15 protein-coding genes are annotated in these 18,259 nt (G+C 43.3%); all 15 read left to right on the plus strand.

Annotated elements, in window-relative coordinates; all coding sequences use genetic code 11:
* Nucleotides 1–364: 364 nt before the first annotated feature.
* From PHE17_RS16835 to PHE17_RS16905, 15 genes are read left to right on the plus strand one after another with little or no spacing between them, the layout of a single operon-like run.
* The gene (locus tag PHE17_RS16835; RefSeq protein ID WP_301017066.1) at nucleotides 365–1,210 is read left to right on the plus strand and encodes a methyltransferase domain-containing protein; all 846 of its coding nucleotides are present in this window, start codon (nucleotides 365–367) and stop codon (nucleotides 1,208–1,210) included.
* Nucleotides 1,207–2,136, plus strand: a complete 930-nt coding sequence (locus PHE17_RS16840) for a class I SAM-dependent methyltransferase (RefSeq protein WP_301017067.1) — start codon at nucleotides 1,207–1,209, stop codon at nucleotides 2,134–2,136. The genes PHE17_RS16835 and PHE17_RS16840 overlap by 4 nt, the downstream gene beginning before the upstream one ends.
* A 10-nt stretch (nucleotides 2,137–2,146) precedes the next feature.
* Nucleotides 2,147–3,961: an asparagine synthase (glutamine-hydrolyzing) gene (gene asnB, locus PHE17_RS16845; protein ID WP_301017068.1), complete on the plus strand. Its 1,815-nt coding sequence runs from the start codon at nucleotides 2,147–2,149 to the stop codon at nucleotides 3,959–3,961.
* Complete coding sequence (locus tag PHE17_RS16850) at nucleotides 3,954–5,180, plus strand: glycosyltransferase family 4 protein (protein ID WP_301017069.1); 1,227 nt, start codon at nucleotides 3,954–3,956, stop codon at nucleotides 5,178–5,180. Before asnB ends, PHE17_RS16850 begins: the two co-directional genes overlap by 8 nt.
* Nucleotides 5,181–5,214: 34 nt before the next feature.
* Complete coding sequence (locus PHE17_RS16855; protein WP_301017070.1) at nucleotides 5,215–6,195, plus strand: glycosyltransferase family A protein; 981 nt, start codon at nucleotides 5,215–5,217, stop codon at nucleotides 6,193–6,195.
* Nucleotides 6,192–7,166: a glycosyltransferase gene (locus tag PHE17_RS16860; RefSeq protein ID WP_301017071.1), complete on the plus strand. Its 975-nt coding sequence runs from the start codon at nucleotides 6,192–6,194 to the stop codon at nucleotides 7,164–7,166. Before PHE17_RS16855 ends, PHE17_RS16860 begins: the two co-directional genes overlap by 4 nt.
* Entirely contained in the window at nucleotides 7,151–7,828 is a 678-nt protein-coding gene (locus PHE17_RS16865) for a hypothetical protein (protein WP_301017072.1), read from the plus strand. Before PHE17_RS16860 ends, PHE17_RS16865 begins: the two co-directional genes overlap by 16 nt.
* Nucleotides 7,829–7,841: 13 nt before the next feature.
* The gene (locus tag PHE17_RS16870; RefSeq protein WP_301017073.1) at nucleotides 7,842–9,023 is read left to right on the plus strand and encodes a glycosyltransferase; all 1,182 of its coding nucleotides are present in this window, start codon (nucleotides 7,842–7,844) and stop codon (nucleotides 9,021–9,023) included.
* A complete protein-coding gene (locus PHE17_RS16875) occupies nucleotides 9,010–10,173 on the plus strand; it encodes a glycosyltransferase (RefSeq protein ID WP_301017074.1) in 1,164 nt (387 codons plus the stop codon). Before PHE17_RS16870 ends, PHE17_RS16875 begins: the two co-directional genes overlap by 14 nt.
* Nucleotides 10,174–11,394, plus strand: coding sequence for a glycosyltransferase family 4 protein (locus tag PHE17_RS16880; RefSeq protein ID WP_301017075.1), 1,221 nt, complete (start codon nucleotides 10,174–10,176; stop codon nucleotides 11,392–11,394).
* 6 nt (nucleotides 11,395–11,400) lie between these two features.
* Complete coding sequence (locus PHE17_RS16885; RefSeq protein ID WP_301017076.1) at nucleotides 11,401–12,255, plus strand: SDR family oxidoreductase; 855 nt, start codon at nucleotides 11,401–11,403, stop codon at nucleotides 12,253–12,255.
* A gap of 14 nt (nucleotides 12,256–12,269) precedes the next feature.
* The gene (locus tag PHE17_RS16890; RefSeq protein WP_301017077.1) at nucleotides 12,270–13,280 is read left to right on the plus strand and encodes a nucleoside-diphosphate sugar epimerase/dehydratase; all 1,011 of its coding nucleotides are present in this window, start codon (nucleotides 12,270–12,272) and stop codon (nucleotides 13,278–13,280) included.
* Nucleotides 13,273–14,403 carry a UDP-N-acetylglucosamine 2-epimerase (non-hydrolyzing) gene (gene wecB / locus PHE17_RS16895; RefSeq protein WP_301017078.1) on the plus strand — a complete coding sequence of 377 codons (1,131 nt, stop codon included), beginning with the start codon at nucleotides 13,273–13,275 and terminating at the stop codon, nucleotides 14,401–14,403. The genes PHE17_RS16890 and wecB overlap by 8 nt, the downstream gene beginning before the upstream one ends.
* Nucleotides 14,404–14,405: 2 nt before the next feature.
* Entirely contained in the window at nucleotides 14,406–15,326 is a 921-nt protein-coding gene (locus tag PHE17_RS16900) for an SDR family oxidoreductase (protein WP_301017079.1), read from the plus strand.
* Nucleotides 15,319–18,243: a polysaccharide biosynthesis protein gene (locus PHE17_RS16905; protein WP_301017080.1), complete on the plus strand. Its 2,925-nt coding sequence runs from the start codon at nucleotides 15,319–15,321 to the stop codon at nucleotides 18,241–18,243. The genes PHE17_RS16900 and PHE17_RS16905 overlap by 8 nt, the downstream gene beginning before the upstream one ends.
* Nucleotides 18,244–18,259: the final 16 nt, after the last annotated feature.

The following is an 18,259-nucleotide window of genomic DNA, read 5'->3' on the forward strand; positions in this document are numbered from 1 at the left end:
GCGCTCTTCGGCGGCAAACAGGCTGGTTTTGACGGCACTTTTCTGTTTCATGGCGGGTGGCGGGGTTGTTGCTTCAGGTGGATTTTCCCACATTTGCCTGAACCTCACTGGGTTTTTAGAGGTTCCCATTAGGCGTTTTGGTGTGCTGGGGTTTTCCAACAGGGTGTTGGGTTGTGCGAGGTCAGGCGGTATTCGGGCAGGCTTTCAGGGGCTGAGATGGGTCGTTTTACCTGCAAAAATCAAAGTGGCTCCGAGCTTGTGATACTCGGATTCTGGGTGGATAGCGGGAATTGCTGAAGAAACAGCATACGAAGACCTTGCACACACCGACTTAATTTTCTAATCATATATAAACGAGGTATTTGTGGGAATCAACCTTGAATACATTACCCTGCTATCTTCACTAAAGGCTCGAGGACATTTGTCAAATAAAGGAAAGGTTCTCGAATTTGGCGCGCAAGACATTAGTGCAGAACCTAGTGCTGCTGCTAATCATGCACGACGTTGTGGAGTAGCGCATTCCTGTTCTAGCATCGACTCTGCCCGAATACTTTATGAATTATATGGACTAAGTGATTATACTTGTATTGATGCCACAGCCGAACATGGAGCATTGGCTTATGATCTCAATACCAATCTTCATGGTACTTACGGTTTTACAGACACATTTGATTTGGTAACGGACTTAGGTACTTTTGAGCATGTTTTTGATATTGCTAGTGCTTTCCGTAACGCCCATGAAGCGTGCAAACCAGATGGTTTGATGATTCACGCATTGCCATCTAATTGCAATGCTAATCATGGTTATTACGCGATACAGCCACGAATGATCGCAGACGTTGCCGCAGCAAATGGCTACGAAATTATTGACTTTGTTTTTACTGTTGATTATCACCCTATCCTTTATCAATTTAATCTAGAAAATTATCGAAATTATGATGACAGAGACTTAATGATTTATTCAGTTTTAAGAAAGAAAACCGACGCACCATTTCAATTACCATTCGATAGTATTTTCACTGAAAAGAACACCCTTACTGATTATCAACCTCTTTTTGCGTCGTTAGCATTCTCATCTTATATTAAAAGCACGTGGGGTAATGTGAGACCGATAGCCCCTGAAGAAGTTCCGACTGATATTTTGGCACTCACATCTCGCTACCGTAGCTGGATAAAACGCATAGTTAATCGTATAGGAGGATTTTGTTGAACTTGTATACTTGCCCTTGCTGTGAAGCACAGATAAAAAAAACAAACGTTACACACAAATTATTTGACGTACTTCATAAGTGGGAAACCAATGGGATAGTTCTTTCCAAAAGTACATGGGGAAATTATCCTAATAACATTACATTGACACTTTATAAATGTAATAATTGCGACTATGGAGTTTTCCTACCAATGACCATAGGTAGTGATGCCTTCTATACTGATATAACCCTTCATGAATATTATTTGACAGATCGCTGGGATTTTCATGTAGCTATTAAGGTATTGCGCTCTGCCAAATCTCATTCAGTATTAGACATTGGCTGCGGTCAGGGAGCCTTTTTAGATATGGTGACAAAGCAGTTACCGAATATTTCTTGCCATGGTAATGATGCTAACTCTGCTATTCGAGAGAAGCTACCACAAGGTGTTGCACTGCATACTGATCTACAAGATGCCCCAAGCAATTTAGATGCGGTTACACTTTTCCAAGTAATAGAACATGTATCTGATTCTGTTTCCCTATTAAAAACAAGTATAGCCAAATTGCGGGTTGGGGGATTGCTCGTCGTAAGTGTACCAGATCATAGTGGGCCGATTCGTTTTTTTGCAGATTCTCACACAGCTATTCCACCACACCATGTTTCCATTTGGACTCCATCTAGCTTGAATTCTTTGCTTGACAAACTTGGGCTAAAAATTCTAATCCAAAAATGGGAGCCGTTACCTGATTACTTGATGGAAACTTACCTACCTAAGATTTTGTCGCACAAGCTTGGCTGCTTGGGCAATCCATCATGGGAAGCAAGAATACAACATTTCTTGGCTAACCCCATTATACGCTTTTGTTTTAAATTCAAAATCAAGTACCTCCCTTTCCGGGGTCATACTTACCTTATTGTCGCCCAAAAGCGCGACTTAGCTTAAGGATTTTCTCATGTGTGGCATTGCAGGAATTCTTTCAAAAACAATTGTAGGAGATAGCTGCCGCACTGCGCTTATACAAATGACTGATGCCATGAGTCATCGTGGTCCGAATGGTTCAGGAATTCATGTTGAGAACCATTGTGGATTGGGGCACACAAGACTTGCGGTGATTGACACTTCGATGGCAGGCGCACAGCCAATGATGAGAGATGGCGTAACTCTCGTTTACAATGGAGAACTCTATAATTTTCAAGAAGAAAAGAAATTTCTTGAAGCAGAGGGCTTCAGTTTTCTCGGTCACTCTGATGCAGAGGTTTTATTAACACTTTATCTTCGCTACGGCGAAGGTTGTGTCCAACATATCCAAGGAATGTATGCTTTTGCAATTTGGGATAGTTGTGAGCAAAAGCTTTTTTGTGCTCGGGATCCGCTTGGAATCAAACCGTTTCTTTATGCCGAAACGTCTGAAGGCTTTATTTTTTCCTCTGAGTTAAAAGCTCTTTTAGCTTCTGGACTAGTAAACAAAGACATCGACCGGGCATCACTCAGAGCACTTTTGGAACATGGTTCAATCCCCCAACCAGACAGTATCTTACAGGGAGTTAAGTGGCTTCTACCAGGATTTACACTAAAATTACAACATGGTAAGCCACCAGTCCTAAATTGTTTTCGACCTTTTCTTGTTGGTGCTATTGACTTAACCGGAGAAGATTGGCCTTCACTTGTCAAACACGGGGAAAGTCTTTTAGGTAGTGTTCTTCGACACCAAACAGTTGCAGATGTCCCCCTTGGTGCATTTTTATCTGGAGGAATCGACTCTTCGCTCTTGGTTGCCCTAATGGCACGTGAACACCATGATTTAAGGGCGTTTTCGGTAGGCTTTGAGGGAGGCTTAGAAACTGATTCAGAAGATGAAACCAATGATGCAGAAATGGTTGCACGACATCTAGGAATTAACTATACCCGAATTATTGTGCAGCAACGTGATATCTACGAAAATCTGCGGGCTATAGCCAGAGGACTTGATCACCCCACTGTCGATGGCGTTAATTCGTGGTTTGTCGCCAAAGCTGCCAGCCAAGAGTTGACCGTGGCCATTTCTGGGACGGGAGGCGATGAGCTTTTTGCGGGCTACCCTTGGTTTGGCGCAATGCAGGAGTTTGTGCAGCGACCTTGGAAAGAGCGAATGATTGGATACTATAGAAAGGAAACTTTCAATAGTACTTTTGATGCTCAATACCGAATTTTTGATGTACTTGCAGCATCTGCTCTTTGCCCAAGAACGCGGTCTCCAGCTCCTAGGCCAGATCCACTTAATCAGGCAGGCACTTTTTCTCGCGTTACCGGCATGCTTTTGTCAGGATATACTCGCGATCAGTTATTGGCAGATATTGATACTGCTGCAATGAGTCATGGCCTAGAGGTCAGAGTTCCTTTACTTGATGAGAATTTATTAGATTTTGCACTAGCCTTACCAGAAACTGCCAAAATGACATCAGGTAACCCCTTAGCACCGCACGGTAGCTATGCCGCATCTGGTACCAAACGTTTATTACTCGAAATAGGTTTACCACTTCTTCCTAATGGTTTTGCATATCGTGCAAAAAAAGGTTTCACATTACCCATCGATAGTTGGTTACGAGGTATGTTATTGCCCATAATGAAGGATATTCTTTCCACCGAAACGACAGCGAAAAGAGGTTTCTTTGAGCCTGTTGCCGTACAACAAGTACTGTATGCTTTTCTTGCGGGTAAGGTACACTGGACCAGACCTTGGTTGTTAATGATGACGGAATTGTGGGCGCAAGAGGTATTGGATGCTTGAACCTATCCGTATACTTTTTATTGGTGAATTACACAGTAGCCACGCACTTAGTTGGATAGACCTTTTATCTTCATCCAAAAAAGAATTTGAAGTTTACGGATTACATATTAGTTCAACGCCTCCCCCAATAGTAGACTTCCCAATTACCGATGTCATGCATCTGAGTTTCTTTCAGCAACACTTTCTTGTTAAGTTTAATAAATTTTATAATCATATTGGATTGAAAACCAAAAAACAAAAAATAGAAAAAATTCATAGTTACGGACAATACAACTCTTATCAGTTGACCAACATAAAGAGGGCATTGCAAACATTTAAACCTCATATAGTGCATACTCTAGGAGTTTTTCCAGCCAGTGCATTTTTTATTAGATTGATATCAGAGAAAAATATTGGTTACAAGCCGAAATGGATTGTTCAAGCTCGTGGCGGACCGGATATCGCTCTAAATAGAAAATCTCCAATCTTAGAAAAAGAAATAAAGTCAATATTAGATCGTTGTGACTACTTTATTGCCGACAACCAACAAAATTATACTTACGCTTTGGATATGGGTCTTAATCCAGAAAAACTGTCAACAACTGGCGCAGTACCAGGAACAGGCGGCATAGATACTGCATTATTCGATGACGTGCCATTGCCATCCAAGAAGGAACGTCTGATACTTTGGCCAAAGGCCTACAACTGCATACAGAGTGATGGCATGGTCGTACTAGAAGCTCTTCGATTGGCATTGCCCCGTATCGGTAAGTTTCGCTTGATTGCAACTGCCGCGACACCTGATGTGGAATATTGGTTCAATGAGTTTTTTGGTCATTACGGAACACAAGTAGAAATCCATGCCAGGCTACCTCGCGAACAGTTACTGGAAATTTATCGCTCCGCCCGCGTTCTTTTAGCTCCCTCATTAAGTGATGGCATACCCAACTCCATGTATGAAGCGATGGCCTCGCATACAGTCCCCATTCTTTCACCAATTGATACAATAAGTTCTCTTTTTTTAAATAACATACACACTATCTATGCCCCTAATCTTGACCCAGCAGCTATAGCAGAAGCACTGGTCAGAGCAATGAATGATGATGTTTTAGCAGATAGTATCGCCAAAACCAACCGTGCTTGGCTACCGACTCTTGCTGGAAGGAATAGAATTCGCCATATTGTGACCTCCATGTACCGTAAGCTAATTTCCGAGACTCATGGAAAGTTATCCTTTTAAATTAACAATATAAATCATATCTAATATACCTAGCATGACAACAATAAAGCAAAACACATCACCGTCAATGAAATCGTCACCCCCTACGATTAGCATAATTATTCCGACATTTAATCGCGAAAAATTTATTGGCGATGCGATTAGAAGCATATTAGCTCAGACTTTTCAAGATTTTGAAATCATTATTGTTGATGATGGCTCAACTGACGGAACAGCAGATGTCATCAAATCATTTATCACTGACAAGTTAAAATACATCTACCAACAGAATCACGGTCGCTCAAATGCCCGCAACCATGCCCTCAGCCTAGCAACTGGATGCTATATTACTTTTCTTGACTCTGATGACTTATATTTGCCTAACAAACTTGAATTACAAGTAGGCTATATGGATGCCCATCCTGATGTAGGTATGATTTATACCTCTGCCCATTGTATGGATGAAGATGGTAATCCAATAAGTCATTATTATGATGCATTGGTTTCAGGTTGGATTTATCAGGAAATTGCATTCTTTAGACCAATTACAATTACGTTACCAACAGTAATGGCAAGACGTGAAGTATTTGACAAAGTTGGGGGATTTGATGAAAAAATGGAGCGTTTTGAGGATACTGATATGTGGCGACGGATTGCTAAGATTTTTCTTGTTGACGCGATTCCAATCCCAACATGCAATTTGCGAACTCATGAAGGGAATGCGTTAGCTGGACAAAACCCACAAAAAATTGAGGATGCGGTTACATATTATATTGATAAAGTCTTTGCTGAGGATAACTCAATTGATAAGAAAATTCTAAACAAAGGGGCATCCCGCCTATGTTTTTTTTATGCTAAAGCATTGCTAACCATGCCAAAAGCATCAGCTAGTGGATGCAAATTATTATTTAGATCTATTAGCTATTCGCCACTAACTTTTTATCGATTGGCTTTTATAGGATACTATCTTGCATTACCTCATTTAAAGAAACTGCGTAGTTTTAGAAAAAACCAACAATATTTGGCAGGCAAATGATCTTTACTCCTAAAATATCTATCGTCATTCCAGTTTATAATGGATCAGACTACTTATCCCAAGCCATTGATAGCGCACTAGCCCAAACCTACAAAAACATTGAAATTATTGTAGTTAATGATGGATCGAGTGATAATGGCGCAACAGAGAATATTGCTTTATCTTATGGTGATAAAATCCGGTACTTTTCCAAGGTGAATGGCGGTGTGGGATCAGCATTAAATTTTGCGATTAGTAATATGTCTGGGGAATATTTTTCATGGCTGAGCCATGATGATTTATATTATCCAAATAAAATAGAATCTCAAGTGCAAACCCTAACCCAATTACAAAACAAAAAAACTATTTTATACGGAGATTATGCTGTATTTTCAACTGATCCAAGCATTATCAGCGAAAAAAAACTACCCAATACATCACCAGGGCAATTTCGATACTTTCTCACGGTTAAAAACATTTTACATGGTTGCACTCTACTAATACCAAAAATTACATTTGAAGAATGCGGATTATTTGATGAGAATCTGCGTACTACACAAGACTATGATTTATGGTTCAGACTCGCTAAGGAGTATAACTTCGTTCACGAACCTAAACTTTTAGTAAAAGCTCGCCAACACGCGGAGCAAGGTAGTGTAAAAATGAGTGAAATAGCACAAGCTGAATGTGATCGCTTGTTAACTGATTTCATCAGTGGACTATCAGAAGCAGAACTAAAAGCGGCCACACATAGTTCAATCAGTTTATCCTATGCAAAAATTTCGGCAAGTATGCAATACCGTGGCTTTTACAATGCTGCAAAATATGCATCAACATTAGCCATTGAAAATCTAGGACAAGGCTCATTATGGGACAATCTTAAATCGACTTTTATGCTTACACGAGTTAAGTATCTTGATGTAGTAATCTCCAAATTACGTGTACTTTTTATAATACTTAGACATAAGGTCAGACAATGCTTAAATCGCTAAAAAAATTATTTTTCATAAAAAATGAAAACCTTAACGAGAATAAAAATCTTAGAGATAAATTTTCACAAATATATGCAAACAACATATTCGGTGGCAAAGACTCTCGTTCTGGAGAGGGTTCAAATATGAAACAAACGGCAGAAATTCGGCATGAACTACCCAAATTGATAGAAGAGTTAGGTATTACATCCTTTATGGATGCCCCTTGCGGAGACTTTTTTTGGATGAAAGAAACTCCGCTTGGGGTGGAGCATTACATTGGCATAGATATAGTTGATACATTGATAGAAGATAATTTACGCCAATTTGGCAATTCTTCAACTAACTTTTTATGTTTAAATTTAGCCGAAAGCGACTTACCAAAAACAGATTTAATCTTTTGCCGTGATTGTTTAGTTCATTTAACATTTGAAGATGCTAATAAGATTATCAGCAATTTCAAAAGAAGTGGAGCAAAATATTTATTGACTACCACATTTACTGAAAGAACAAGCAATACAGACTTAGTCGGGAGCGATATTTGGAGACCGCTTAATTTACGATTGGCACCATTCAACTTTCCTAAACCACTACGTTTGATTGATGAGAAATGTAGCGAATATCATGGTAAATTTTCGGATAAGCACCTTGGTTTATGGCTATTAGATGAAATTATACCATAGCCGTGTTAGAACCATGAATAGAAGCATTTTAGTTGTCGCGATGATTGATAGTATCCATACAGCACGCTGGATTGAGCAAATCACTCATCAAGGTTGGAAAGTTTATATTTTCCCATCAATACGAGGAGTCAAAGCTCACCAGAAATTAGAGAATGCTATTATCATTCAGTCAAAACTCTTTGGTCTAGCTCAGTACTTATTTGAAAAGTTCAATTTTAAATCTGGTGTTAAATTAATTTCTTGGCTTGAAAGACATCATGAAAAAAAACATCCGACAAATCAATTAAAAAATCTTATAAAGACAATAAAAAAACTACACCCTGACATTATCCATTCAATGGAAATACAAGCTGCGGGGTATCTTACATTAGAAGCAAAAAATGCCTTTGATAGTCATTTCCCCACATGGATTGTCACTAATTGGGGAAGTGATATTTTTTTATTTGGCAGATTACAGACGCATAAAAAAAAAATACGTGAGGTACTTACCAAGTGTGACTATTATTCTTGTGAATGCCAACGGGATATTAATTTAGCACATACTTTCGGATTTAGGGGACGCACATTGCCAGTCTTTCCAAATACCGGTGGATTCAACTTACAAGAGCTAGAATTATTACGCCAAAACAAAACATCTACGCGACACCTGATAATGCTAAAAGGGTATCAAAATTGGGCTGGTCGAGCATTAGTAGGATTACGGGCTTTAGAACGATGTATTGATTTGTTAGGTGGATATGAAATATGTATTTATTCCGCCCCACCTGATGTAGTGCTAGCTGCCGAGTTATTTAGCGAGAAAAATGGAATACCAACCCGAATAATTCCACTTGAAACATCCCATAAAGACATGCTCATATTACACGCGCAAGCTCGAATCTCTATAGGGTTAAGCATTAGTGATGCTATTAGTACATCTTTCCTTGAAGCCATGGTTATGGGTTCATTTCCAATTCAAAGCTGCACAGCTTGTGTGAATGAATGGATAGAACATAGTGTAAGCGGAATGATTGTTCCTCCAGAAGATCCTGACGTTATTGAAATGAGTATACGCATCGCACTAACTGATGACAACCTTGTCGATCAAGCTGCTGAATTAAATTGGAATATCGCCAAGAAAAGACTAGATGGAGATATGATTAAAGATATGACCTTAAATATATATAATACCATCTTAAACAATGAAAATCCTTAATGTCAATCACACAATGAACCCTATAACAGGGGGAGGAACGGCGGAGAGAACGTTCCAAATAAGCCATTACCTTACCAAGAATAGTATTCAGTGCTCTATACTAACCATTGATGATAAACATTCAGACAAACGAGCAAACGCATTATCAGAAGAACAGCTTATTGTTATTCCCTCTTTGTTAAAACGATTCTTTATCCCAAAAGTTTCATATAGAAAAATCCAGAAAATTGTTATGGAATTTGATATTATTCATCTAATGGGTCACTGGACAATATTAAATGCAATGGTTTATCTCGCCGCCAGATCTCTTGATAAACCTTATGTTTTTTGTCCCGCAGGAGCACTTCCGATTTTTGGTCGATCAAGAATTTTAAAAAAAATCTACAACTGGCTTATCGGACAAAAAATCATTGACAATGCAGCGAAATGCATCGCAATAACGACCAATGAAAAATTAGATTTTTTTGAACATGGCGTAAAAGAAAAAAATGTAATTACCATCCCTAATGGTGTAGATAAATTCGACTTCACTGCCAATGATGATATTTCTTTCAGAAAGAAATACGCACTAGGAAATCGTCCTTTTATTTTATTCGTTGGTCGCTTAAATCTAATTAAAGGCCCTGATCTATTGTTGCAGGCTTTTTGCTTCATCAAAGATGATTTCCCTGAAATAGATTTAGTTTTTGTAGGTCCTGATGGTGGATTACTTCAAACACTTAAGAACATCACTAAAAGTTATGCAGTGGAGCATCGCGTCCATTTCATTGGTTATCTTGAAGGGGAAGATAAATCTCGTGCATATCACGCTGGAACCTTATTAGCGATTCCTTCAAGACATGAAGCCATGTCGATTGTTGTTCTTGAGGCGGGTATTTGCGGGACACCTGCATTATTTACAGATCAATGTGGTTTAGATGAAATTGCTGAGAAGGGATATGGCTGGATAACTCCTGCCTCAGTCGACGGGTTAAAATTAGGCTTAGTATCAGCGCTATCGGATACCGCTAAACTTCTTGTTATGAAACAAAATATAAAAACTTATATTTCTGAAACTTTCTCTTGGAGTATCGTGATTAAAAAATACATTATCCTTTACGAAGATCTACTTAAATCAAAAAGCACTTCCAAGATAGATTCTTCATTATAAATGCGAATATTAATAGTTACCCAATATTTCTGGCCTGAAAACTTCTCCATTAATGGAGTAGCACAAACACTAATAGATAAAAATATTGAAGCCGAAGTCCTGACAGCCAAACCAAATTACCCAAGGGGAAAAGTGTTTGATGGATACAAATCTTGGAACTGTCAGCACGAAACACACCAAAGAATCACTATTAACCGCATCCCTTTTCTAGCTAGAGGAAATGGGGGAATACGGTTAGCACTAAATTACTTATCCTTCGTCTTATCTGGGCTAGTGTTTGCACCGTGGATGCTGCGCGGAAAAAAATTCGATATAATTCTCGTCTATGCCCCTTCACCCATACTTAAAGCCATCCCCGCAATTTTCCTTGGTTGGCTGAAAGGCTGTCCTGCCGTTCTATGGGTACAAGACTTATGGCCTGAAAGCTTATCAGCAACAGGGCATATTTCTAACCCTTATATCCTTTCAGTGATGAGGCATGTTGTCCGTTTCATTTACCGCCATGTAGATTTGCTGTTGGTGCAATCGCAAGCATTTGAAGCCCCCGTCCGAGCCTTGGCATCAGGAACTCCTGTATTGTATTACCCTAATTCAGTGGATGATATATTCTCAATACCAACCACTGCACCGCCACCACTAATCAAAGGCTTGGATGTGGGGTTTAGTGTCATGTTTGCTGGCAACATCGGTGCAGCACAGGCTGTTGGTGTAATAGTCGAAGCCGCATTTTTACTGAAAGAATATTCAGATATTCATTTTGTTGTGTTGGGCGATGGTAGTACCCGTGAATGGATGTTGAAGGAAGTACAGCAACGCGGTCTGAACAACCTTCATTTGCCCGGACGCTTCCCTATAGAAACAATGCCCAATTTCATGCAAAAAGCATCAGCATTATTAGTAACACTTGCAGACCAACCAATCTTTGCCGCAACTGTTCCCAATAAAGTGCAGGCTTATATGGCAACAGGAAAACCAATCATTGCTTGTTTAAATGGAGAAGGCGCACGTTTGATTACCGAAGCTCAAGCAGGAGTGGCCGTCCCAGCAGAAGATGCTCATGCCCTAGCAAATGCCGTATTGAGTTTATATCAACTCTCGCCTCATGAACGTGAAAAAATGGGCGACAACGGACGCTTATACTATCAAAAACATTTCGATCATAGTCGTTTGATTGATCAGTTGATTGAGCATTTACGGTCTGTATGTGACCAACGAGAATAAAGTCAAATGAGAATATTAATATTAGGTGTCAGCGGAATGCTCGGAAACACAATGATCCGAGTACTGAGCGAGAAAGTCGATTGGCAGGTTTATGGGACAGTGCGCTCAGAAAGCGCAAAGCAGTTTTTTCATCCTGAAATTAGCAAGCGATTATTTTCGGGTGTGGATGTAGAGCAGCATGATTCACTAGTAGACGCATTTATTCAAGTCCGTCCTCATGTTGTCATCAATTGTATTGGTTTGATTAAACAATTAGCCGACGTAGAAAACCCACTAAATGCGATACCAATCAATACACTATTACCTCATAGGCTTACTAAACTATGTAATTTGTCAGGGGCACGATTAGTACACATAAGTACAGATTGTATCTTTTCAGGAGATAAAGGCTACTATCATGAATCTGACCAATCTGATGCCAAGGATCTCTACGGGAAGTCAAAGTTCCTTGGAGAAGTAGCCTATCCAAATACCATCACCTTACGTACATCTATCATAGGACATGAACTGCAGAGTAGACATAGTTTGGTCGATTGGTTCCTATCTCAGCAACAACATTGCAATGGGTATACAAAAGCGATATTTTCTGGATTACCTACCGTCGTTTTAGCACAAATCATCCGTGATGTGGTAATCCCACACGCGGAACTCTCTGGCTTGTACCATGTCGCTGCTAAACCAATCAATAAATTCGATCTACTAAAATTAATCGCTAATGTATATGGAAAAATCATTAACATCATACCAGACGATAAATTGGTGATAGATCGTTCACTTGATGCAACACGCTTTCATCTGGCAACAGGCTATATAGCTCCAGAATGGCCGGAGCTAATTCAACTAATGCACACATACAAGTAAATTGGGATCAAACAATGTTCAAAGATAAAGTATTAATGATCACTGGCGGCACAGGTTCTTTCGGAAATACTGTGCTCAAACGTTTTCTTTCGACCGATGTACGTGAGATACGTATTTTCAGCCGCGATGAAAAGAAGCAAGAAGAAATGCGTATCGCATTGAATGATCCAAAATTAAAATTCTATATCGGCGATGTCCGCAATTACGACAGCATCTATCAGGCAATGAAAGGCGTAAATTATGTCTTTCACGCAGCGGCATTGAAACAAGTACCATCATGCGAATTTTATCCTCTGGAATCGGTACGAACAAATGTACTAGGATCTGAAAATGTAATGGAAGCCGCCATTTCCCGTGGAGTGGCGCGTGTAGTGATGCTGAGCACGGATAAGGCTGTCTATCCCATCAACGCAATGGGCATCTCCAAAGCAATGATGGAAAAATGCATGATTGCCAAAGCTCGAATGCAGAATGACGGAGAAACTGTGTTATGTGCTACCCGTTACGGTAACGTGATGGCCTCACGTGGCTCTGTCATCCCATTGTTTGTATCACAAATCAAAGAAGGCAAACCACTTACTGTAACTGATCCGAACATGACGCGCTTCCTTATGTCACTGGAAGATTCTGTAGACCTAGTATTGTATGCTTTTGAACACGCCAAGCAGGGGGACATCTTTGTACAAAAAGCCCCTGCTTCGACCGTTGCCGACTTAGCACAAGCACTGAAAGAAATCTTTACCAACGATAACCCAATTCGCATTATCGGCACACGACATGGTGAAAAACTGTATGAATCATTAATTTCACGGGAGGAAATGGTAAAAGCCCAAGACCTAGGCGAGTATTACCGTATTCCTGCGGATAACCGCGATCTCAATTACGCGCAATATTTCAGTGAAGGTGAAGAAAAAATCTCACAACAAGAAGACTATACCTCCCACAATACCGACCAGTTAAACGTCGAACAAGTCAAAAAATTACTGCTAAAACTGGATTTCATTAAGGAAGAACTTCATGCTTAAGGTCATGACCATTGTTGGAACACGCCCTGAACTCATCAAAATGAGCCGTGTCATTGCTGAATTTGACCAACATACCCAGCATATTTTGGTTCATACCGGACAAAACTACGATTACGAGCTAAACCAACTCTTTTTTGAAGACTTAGGTATCCGCAAACCTGATCACTTTCTTGAAGCTGTTGGTGAAAATGCAGCGCAGACTATTGCGCGTGTAATCGAGAAGGCCGACGGAATCATGGAGAAAGAACAACCTGATGCTGTCATGCTGTATGGGGACACAAACTCTTGCTTAGCCGTTATTGCTGCAAAGCGCCGCAAAATTCCTGTATTCCACATGGAAGCAGGAAACCGCTGCTTCGATCAGCGTGTACCGGAAGAATTGAACCGCAAGGTACTCGACCATTTGAGTGACATTAATTTAGTCTTAACCGAACACGCACGGCGTTATTTGATTGCCGAGGGTATCCGACCTGAAACCATTATCAAAACTGGTTCGCATATGCGTGAGGTGCTAGATTATTATATGCCAAAAATACAGGAATCGGACATACTGCAACGCATGGAACTGACAGCGAATCAGTTCTTTATTGTCAGCGCACACAGAGAAGAAAATGTTGATAGCGCCACAAACCTGTTAGATATGCTCGAAACACTCAATGCCTTGGCAGAAACTTATAATTATCCGGTCATTGTCTCAACTCATCCACGCACCAAAAAACGTTTGGATGCTTTAAATATTGGAAAACTCAACCCACTCATCCAATTTCTCAAACCTTTCGGGTTCTGTGATTACATTAAATTGCAGATGGAATCGCTATGCGTTGTGTCGGACAGCGGTACAATCACTGAAGAAAGCTCTTTGCTCAACCTACCCGCTGTTACCATCCGCAATGCCCACGAACGTCCAGAGGGCATGGATGTCGGCACACTAATCATGAGTGGTTTGAAGAAAGAACGGGTGCTGGATGCAGTGCGCATCATTATTACCCAATATGATAAGACTAAGCGCGAGATACAACCCGTTCAAGACTACGAAGTAGAAGTGGTATCCAAAAAATTATTGCGGGTTGTCCTAAGTTACGTTGATTATGTGAACCGTACCGTCTGGTCTAAACCAACCTGATTATGGCTGCTGCATTAATCACAGGCGCGTCCGGCTTCGTCGCCTCCCACCTATGCCCCAAGTTAGCAGACAAGGGTTACACCTTTCGCCCCATCTCCCGCACCACCTTCGGCAACATCACCCCCAACACCGACTGGTCAAGCGTCATCTCCGGTGTTGATTGCGTCATCCACCTCGCCGCCCGCGTCCACCTGATGCAAGACAGCGCCACTGACCCACTCGCCGCCTACCGTGCGACCAATACCTCCAGCACCCTTAACTTAGCCCGTCAAGCAGCCACCGCTAGCGTGCGCCGATTCATCTTCCTCAGCTCTATTAAAGTCAACGGCGAAGGCCGCGACACACCCTACACCGAACAAGACCCACCCGCCCCCACCGACCCTTACGCCATTTCCAAATGGGAAGCGGAACAAGGTTTACTGGAAATCGCCGCAAAAACGGGCATGGAAGTGGTCATCCTACGCCCTCCACTCATCTACGGCGCGGGTGTCAAAGCCAACTTCCTGCGTCTGATGCAATGGGTGGAAAAAGGCATTCCCTTACCATTCGGTGCAGTCGCTAACCAACGCAGCCTGCTTTACATCGGCAACTTGGTGGATGCCATCCGCGTGTGCATTGAGCATCCTGCCGCCACCAACCAAACTTTTTTGGTCTGCGATAATGAAGCCCTCTCGACTGCCGAACTCATCCGCAAAATGGCAACCCATTTCCAACGAAAACCACGCTTGCTGAACATCCCTCCCGCTATCTTATTGCCCCTACTCACAGCTATCGGGCGCAAACAAGAAGCCGAACGCCTGCTGGGTTCATTACTACTGGACAACCATAAAATCTGCCAAACCTTGGGCTGGCAACTACCGTTTTCAGTGGATGCGGGTCTAGCGCAAACGGTTATGGCTTATCGGCAGGCATCTTATGCTTGAATTGCTCGCTAACCTCCTCCTCCCCGCCATCATGGCATGGTTTGCCACCAAGCTCACCATCCAGTACGCGCCCTTTTTAGGCTTGGTGCATGAGCCAAACCAACGCTCTTCCCACGTCAAAATCACCCCGCACGGCGGCGGTATCGGCATTGTGGTCAGCACTATCCTGTTTACCCTCTGGCTGTTGTGGCAAGAGGATGTCAATGATGTGACGTATTGGGTAGCCATCGGCCTTGCGCTGATCGTTGCCATCAAAGGGCTGGTGGATGACATCCATAATTTGCCTGCTTCTTTGCGCTTGGTGATCCAGATTGCGGCCTGTGCGGGCTTGTTGGCGGCACTTTATGTTCTGCCCGTTAACGGCTTGGAAGCAATAGAAGGTATCCCGTTATGGCTGTCTTTCGGCTTGGTGCTGTTCGCGGGCGTGTGGTGGCTGAACCTGTTCAACTTCATGGACGGCATCGACGGCATCGCCGCCACCGAAGCGATTTTCATGCTGGCAGGTGCGGCGGGCTTGATTGCCTTCGTTCACCCGGAGGTCATGCAAACCACCGTGTGGGTGTGGATGTTGTGCCTAGCTTCAGCCGCAGCGGGGTTCTTATGGCATAACTGGTCGCCTGCAAAGATTTTCATGGGTGACACGGGTAGCCTGTTCCTTGCTTTCATGATCCTGTTTCTGGCCTTGCTAACCATCAGTCTGAAATGGATGAACTATGCCAGTTGGGCAATCTTAGCGGCAGTCTTCATCAGCGATGCCAGTGTTACCCTGTTTAAACGCCTATTGGCGGGGCAACGACTCTCCGAAGCCCACCGTAGTCATGCTTACCAACGCTTGGCGCGGCATTGGCAGTCCCACGCCAAAGTGACCTTACTGGCAATCGGCATCAACGTGTTCTGGTTGCTCCCGCTAGCATGGCTATCCCTGCGCTACTCGGAACAAAGCCACTTCTGGCTGGTGCTAGCGTACTTGCCCATTAGCATCGGTGTATGGGCAATAGGCGCGGGGGAAACTGAAAACTCAGGCAGTTTCGCCGACTACATGACAGGTTTACAGCGCCCCACCAAACAGTGGCTCATGGCAGTGGCGGATGTGCTGGCGTTGATGGCTGCGGCATGGGGTGCTTACTACCTACGTTTAGGTGATGATTTTACACCCAATCGTGTGCAGTTGTTTATCACTGTGATTGCACCCGCCATTGCCATTCCGGTATTTATCCGCTTGGGGCTGTACCGCTCGGTTATCCGTTATCTCGGTGAACAAGCGTTCTGGAGCATACTCAAAGCCGTCAGCATTACCACCGTGTTGTGGGCAACGCTGGCCTTCTTGCTGTCACTGGGGGGAAAGGAAGCAGGGTTGCCGCGTTCTGTGCCGCTGTTGTTCTGGCTCTTAGCGGTCGCGCTGGTGCTTGGCACGCGCTTTGCCGCGCGTTGGTTGCTATGGATTCCCGTGCGTAAGCAATTCGCCAGCGGCAAACAAGTGCTGATTTACGGGGCTGGCGAAGCTGGTCGCCAGTTAGCGGTATCATTACGTCAAGCACAGCAGTTGTTCCCCGCAGGCTTTTTGGACGATAACACGCAACTGCAAGGCCGCGACGTAGATGGCTTACGAGTTTACACCCCCAATTTTTTGGCTGAACTCATCGAACGCTTGGGGGTGGAAGATGTGATCGTCACCCTGCCCTCCAGCTCCCAGTCACGCCGCCGCGAGATCGTCCACTTTCTTGAACAATTCCCGGTAAAAGTTCGCATCCTCCCCTCCTTAAGCGACATTGCCAGCGGTAAACACTTGGTGAATATGCTGCGCGAAGTCGACATCGGCGACCTGCTGGGGCGCGACCCGGTTGTTTCCGACCCGCAACTATTAGGGCAATGCATCACTGGTAAAAACGTCATGGTCACAGGTGCAGGCGGCTCCATCGGTTCTGAACTGTGCCAACAAATCGTGGCCTTACACCCTGAACGCCTGATCTTGCTGGAACAAAACGAACACGCCCTTTACCAAATTGAGCGTTCCCTGATTCCGCAAGCCAACTGCCTGTTGATCCCCGCATTGGGTTCTGTCAAGGACAAAGCCTTACTGAACCGCCTATTCCGCGAACACCACATCCACACCGTTTACCACGCGGCTGCCCACAAACACGTCCCGCTGGTAGAAGCCAACATCACCGAAGGTGCTGCCAACAACGTCTTCGGCACATGGAACGTGGCAGAAGCTGCATTTACCAACGGTGCGGAAACCTTCGTACTGATTTCCACCGACAAAGCCGTGCGCCCTACCAACGTGATGGGCGCAACCAAACGCTGGGCGGAACTGATCATGCAGCATTTCGCAGAACAAGCACGTTTGCAGGCTAGCGGGCAACGGTTCTGTGCGGTACGTTTCGGCAATGTACTAGGGTCGTCCGGCTCGGTAATCCCACTGTTCAAAGAACAAATCGCCCACGGCGGCCCGATTACCGTTACCCACCCTGACATCATCCGCTATTTCATGTCGATTCATGAAGCGGTGGAATTGGTTATCCAAACCGGCAGCATGGCGCAAGGCGGCGACATTTTCCTGCTAGACATGGGCGAACCTGTCAAAATCACCGAACTCGCCCGCGACATGATCCGCCTTGCCGGACGCACACTACGAAATGAAAGCAATCCGACAGGCGACATCGAAATCACCTTTACGGGCTTGCGTCCCGGCGAAAAGCTCTACGAAGAACTGCTGATTTCCAGCAGCAATGCCCAACCTACCCGCCACCCTAAAATCATGCGCGGCGATGAGCCATTTATCGGCTCACCAGCACTGGAAAAAATCCTTACCGAATTACAACAGATGTTGGTAAACCATCAGGCTGATGCTGCCAAACAGTTACTGCTCCAAGTCGCACTCGATACCCCTACCCCCACCCCGCCCAATATTGCATAATCCCTCCCTTTAGCAT

This window comes from Thiothrix sp. (genome assembly GCF_028714775.1).
Lineage (GTDB): Bacteria > Pseudomonadota > Gammaproteobacteria > Thiotrichales > Thiotrichaceae > Thiothrix.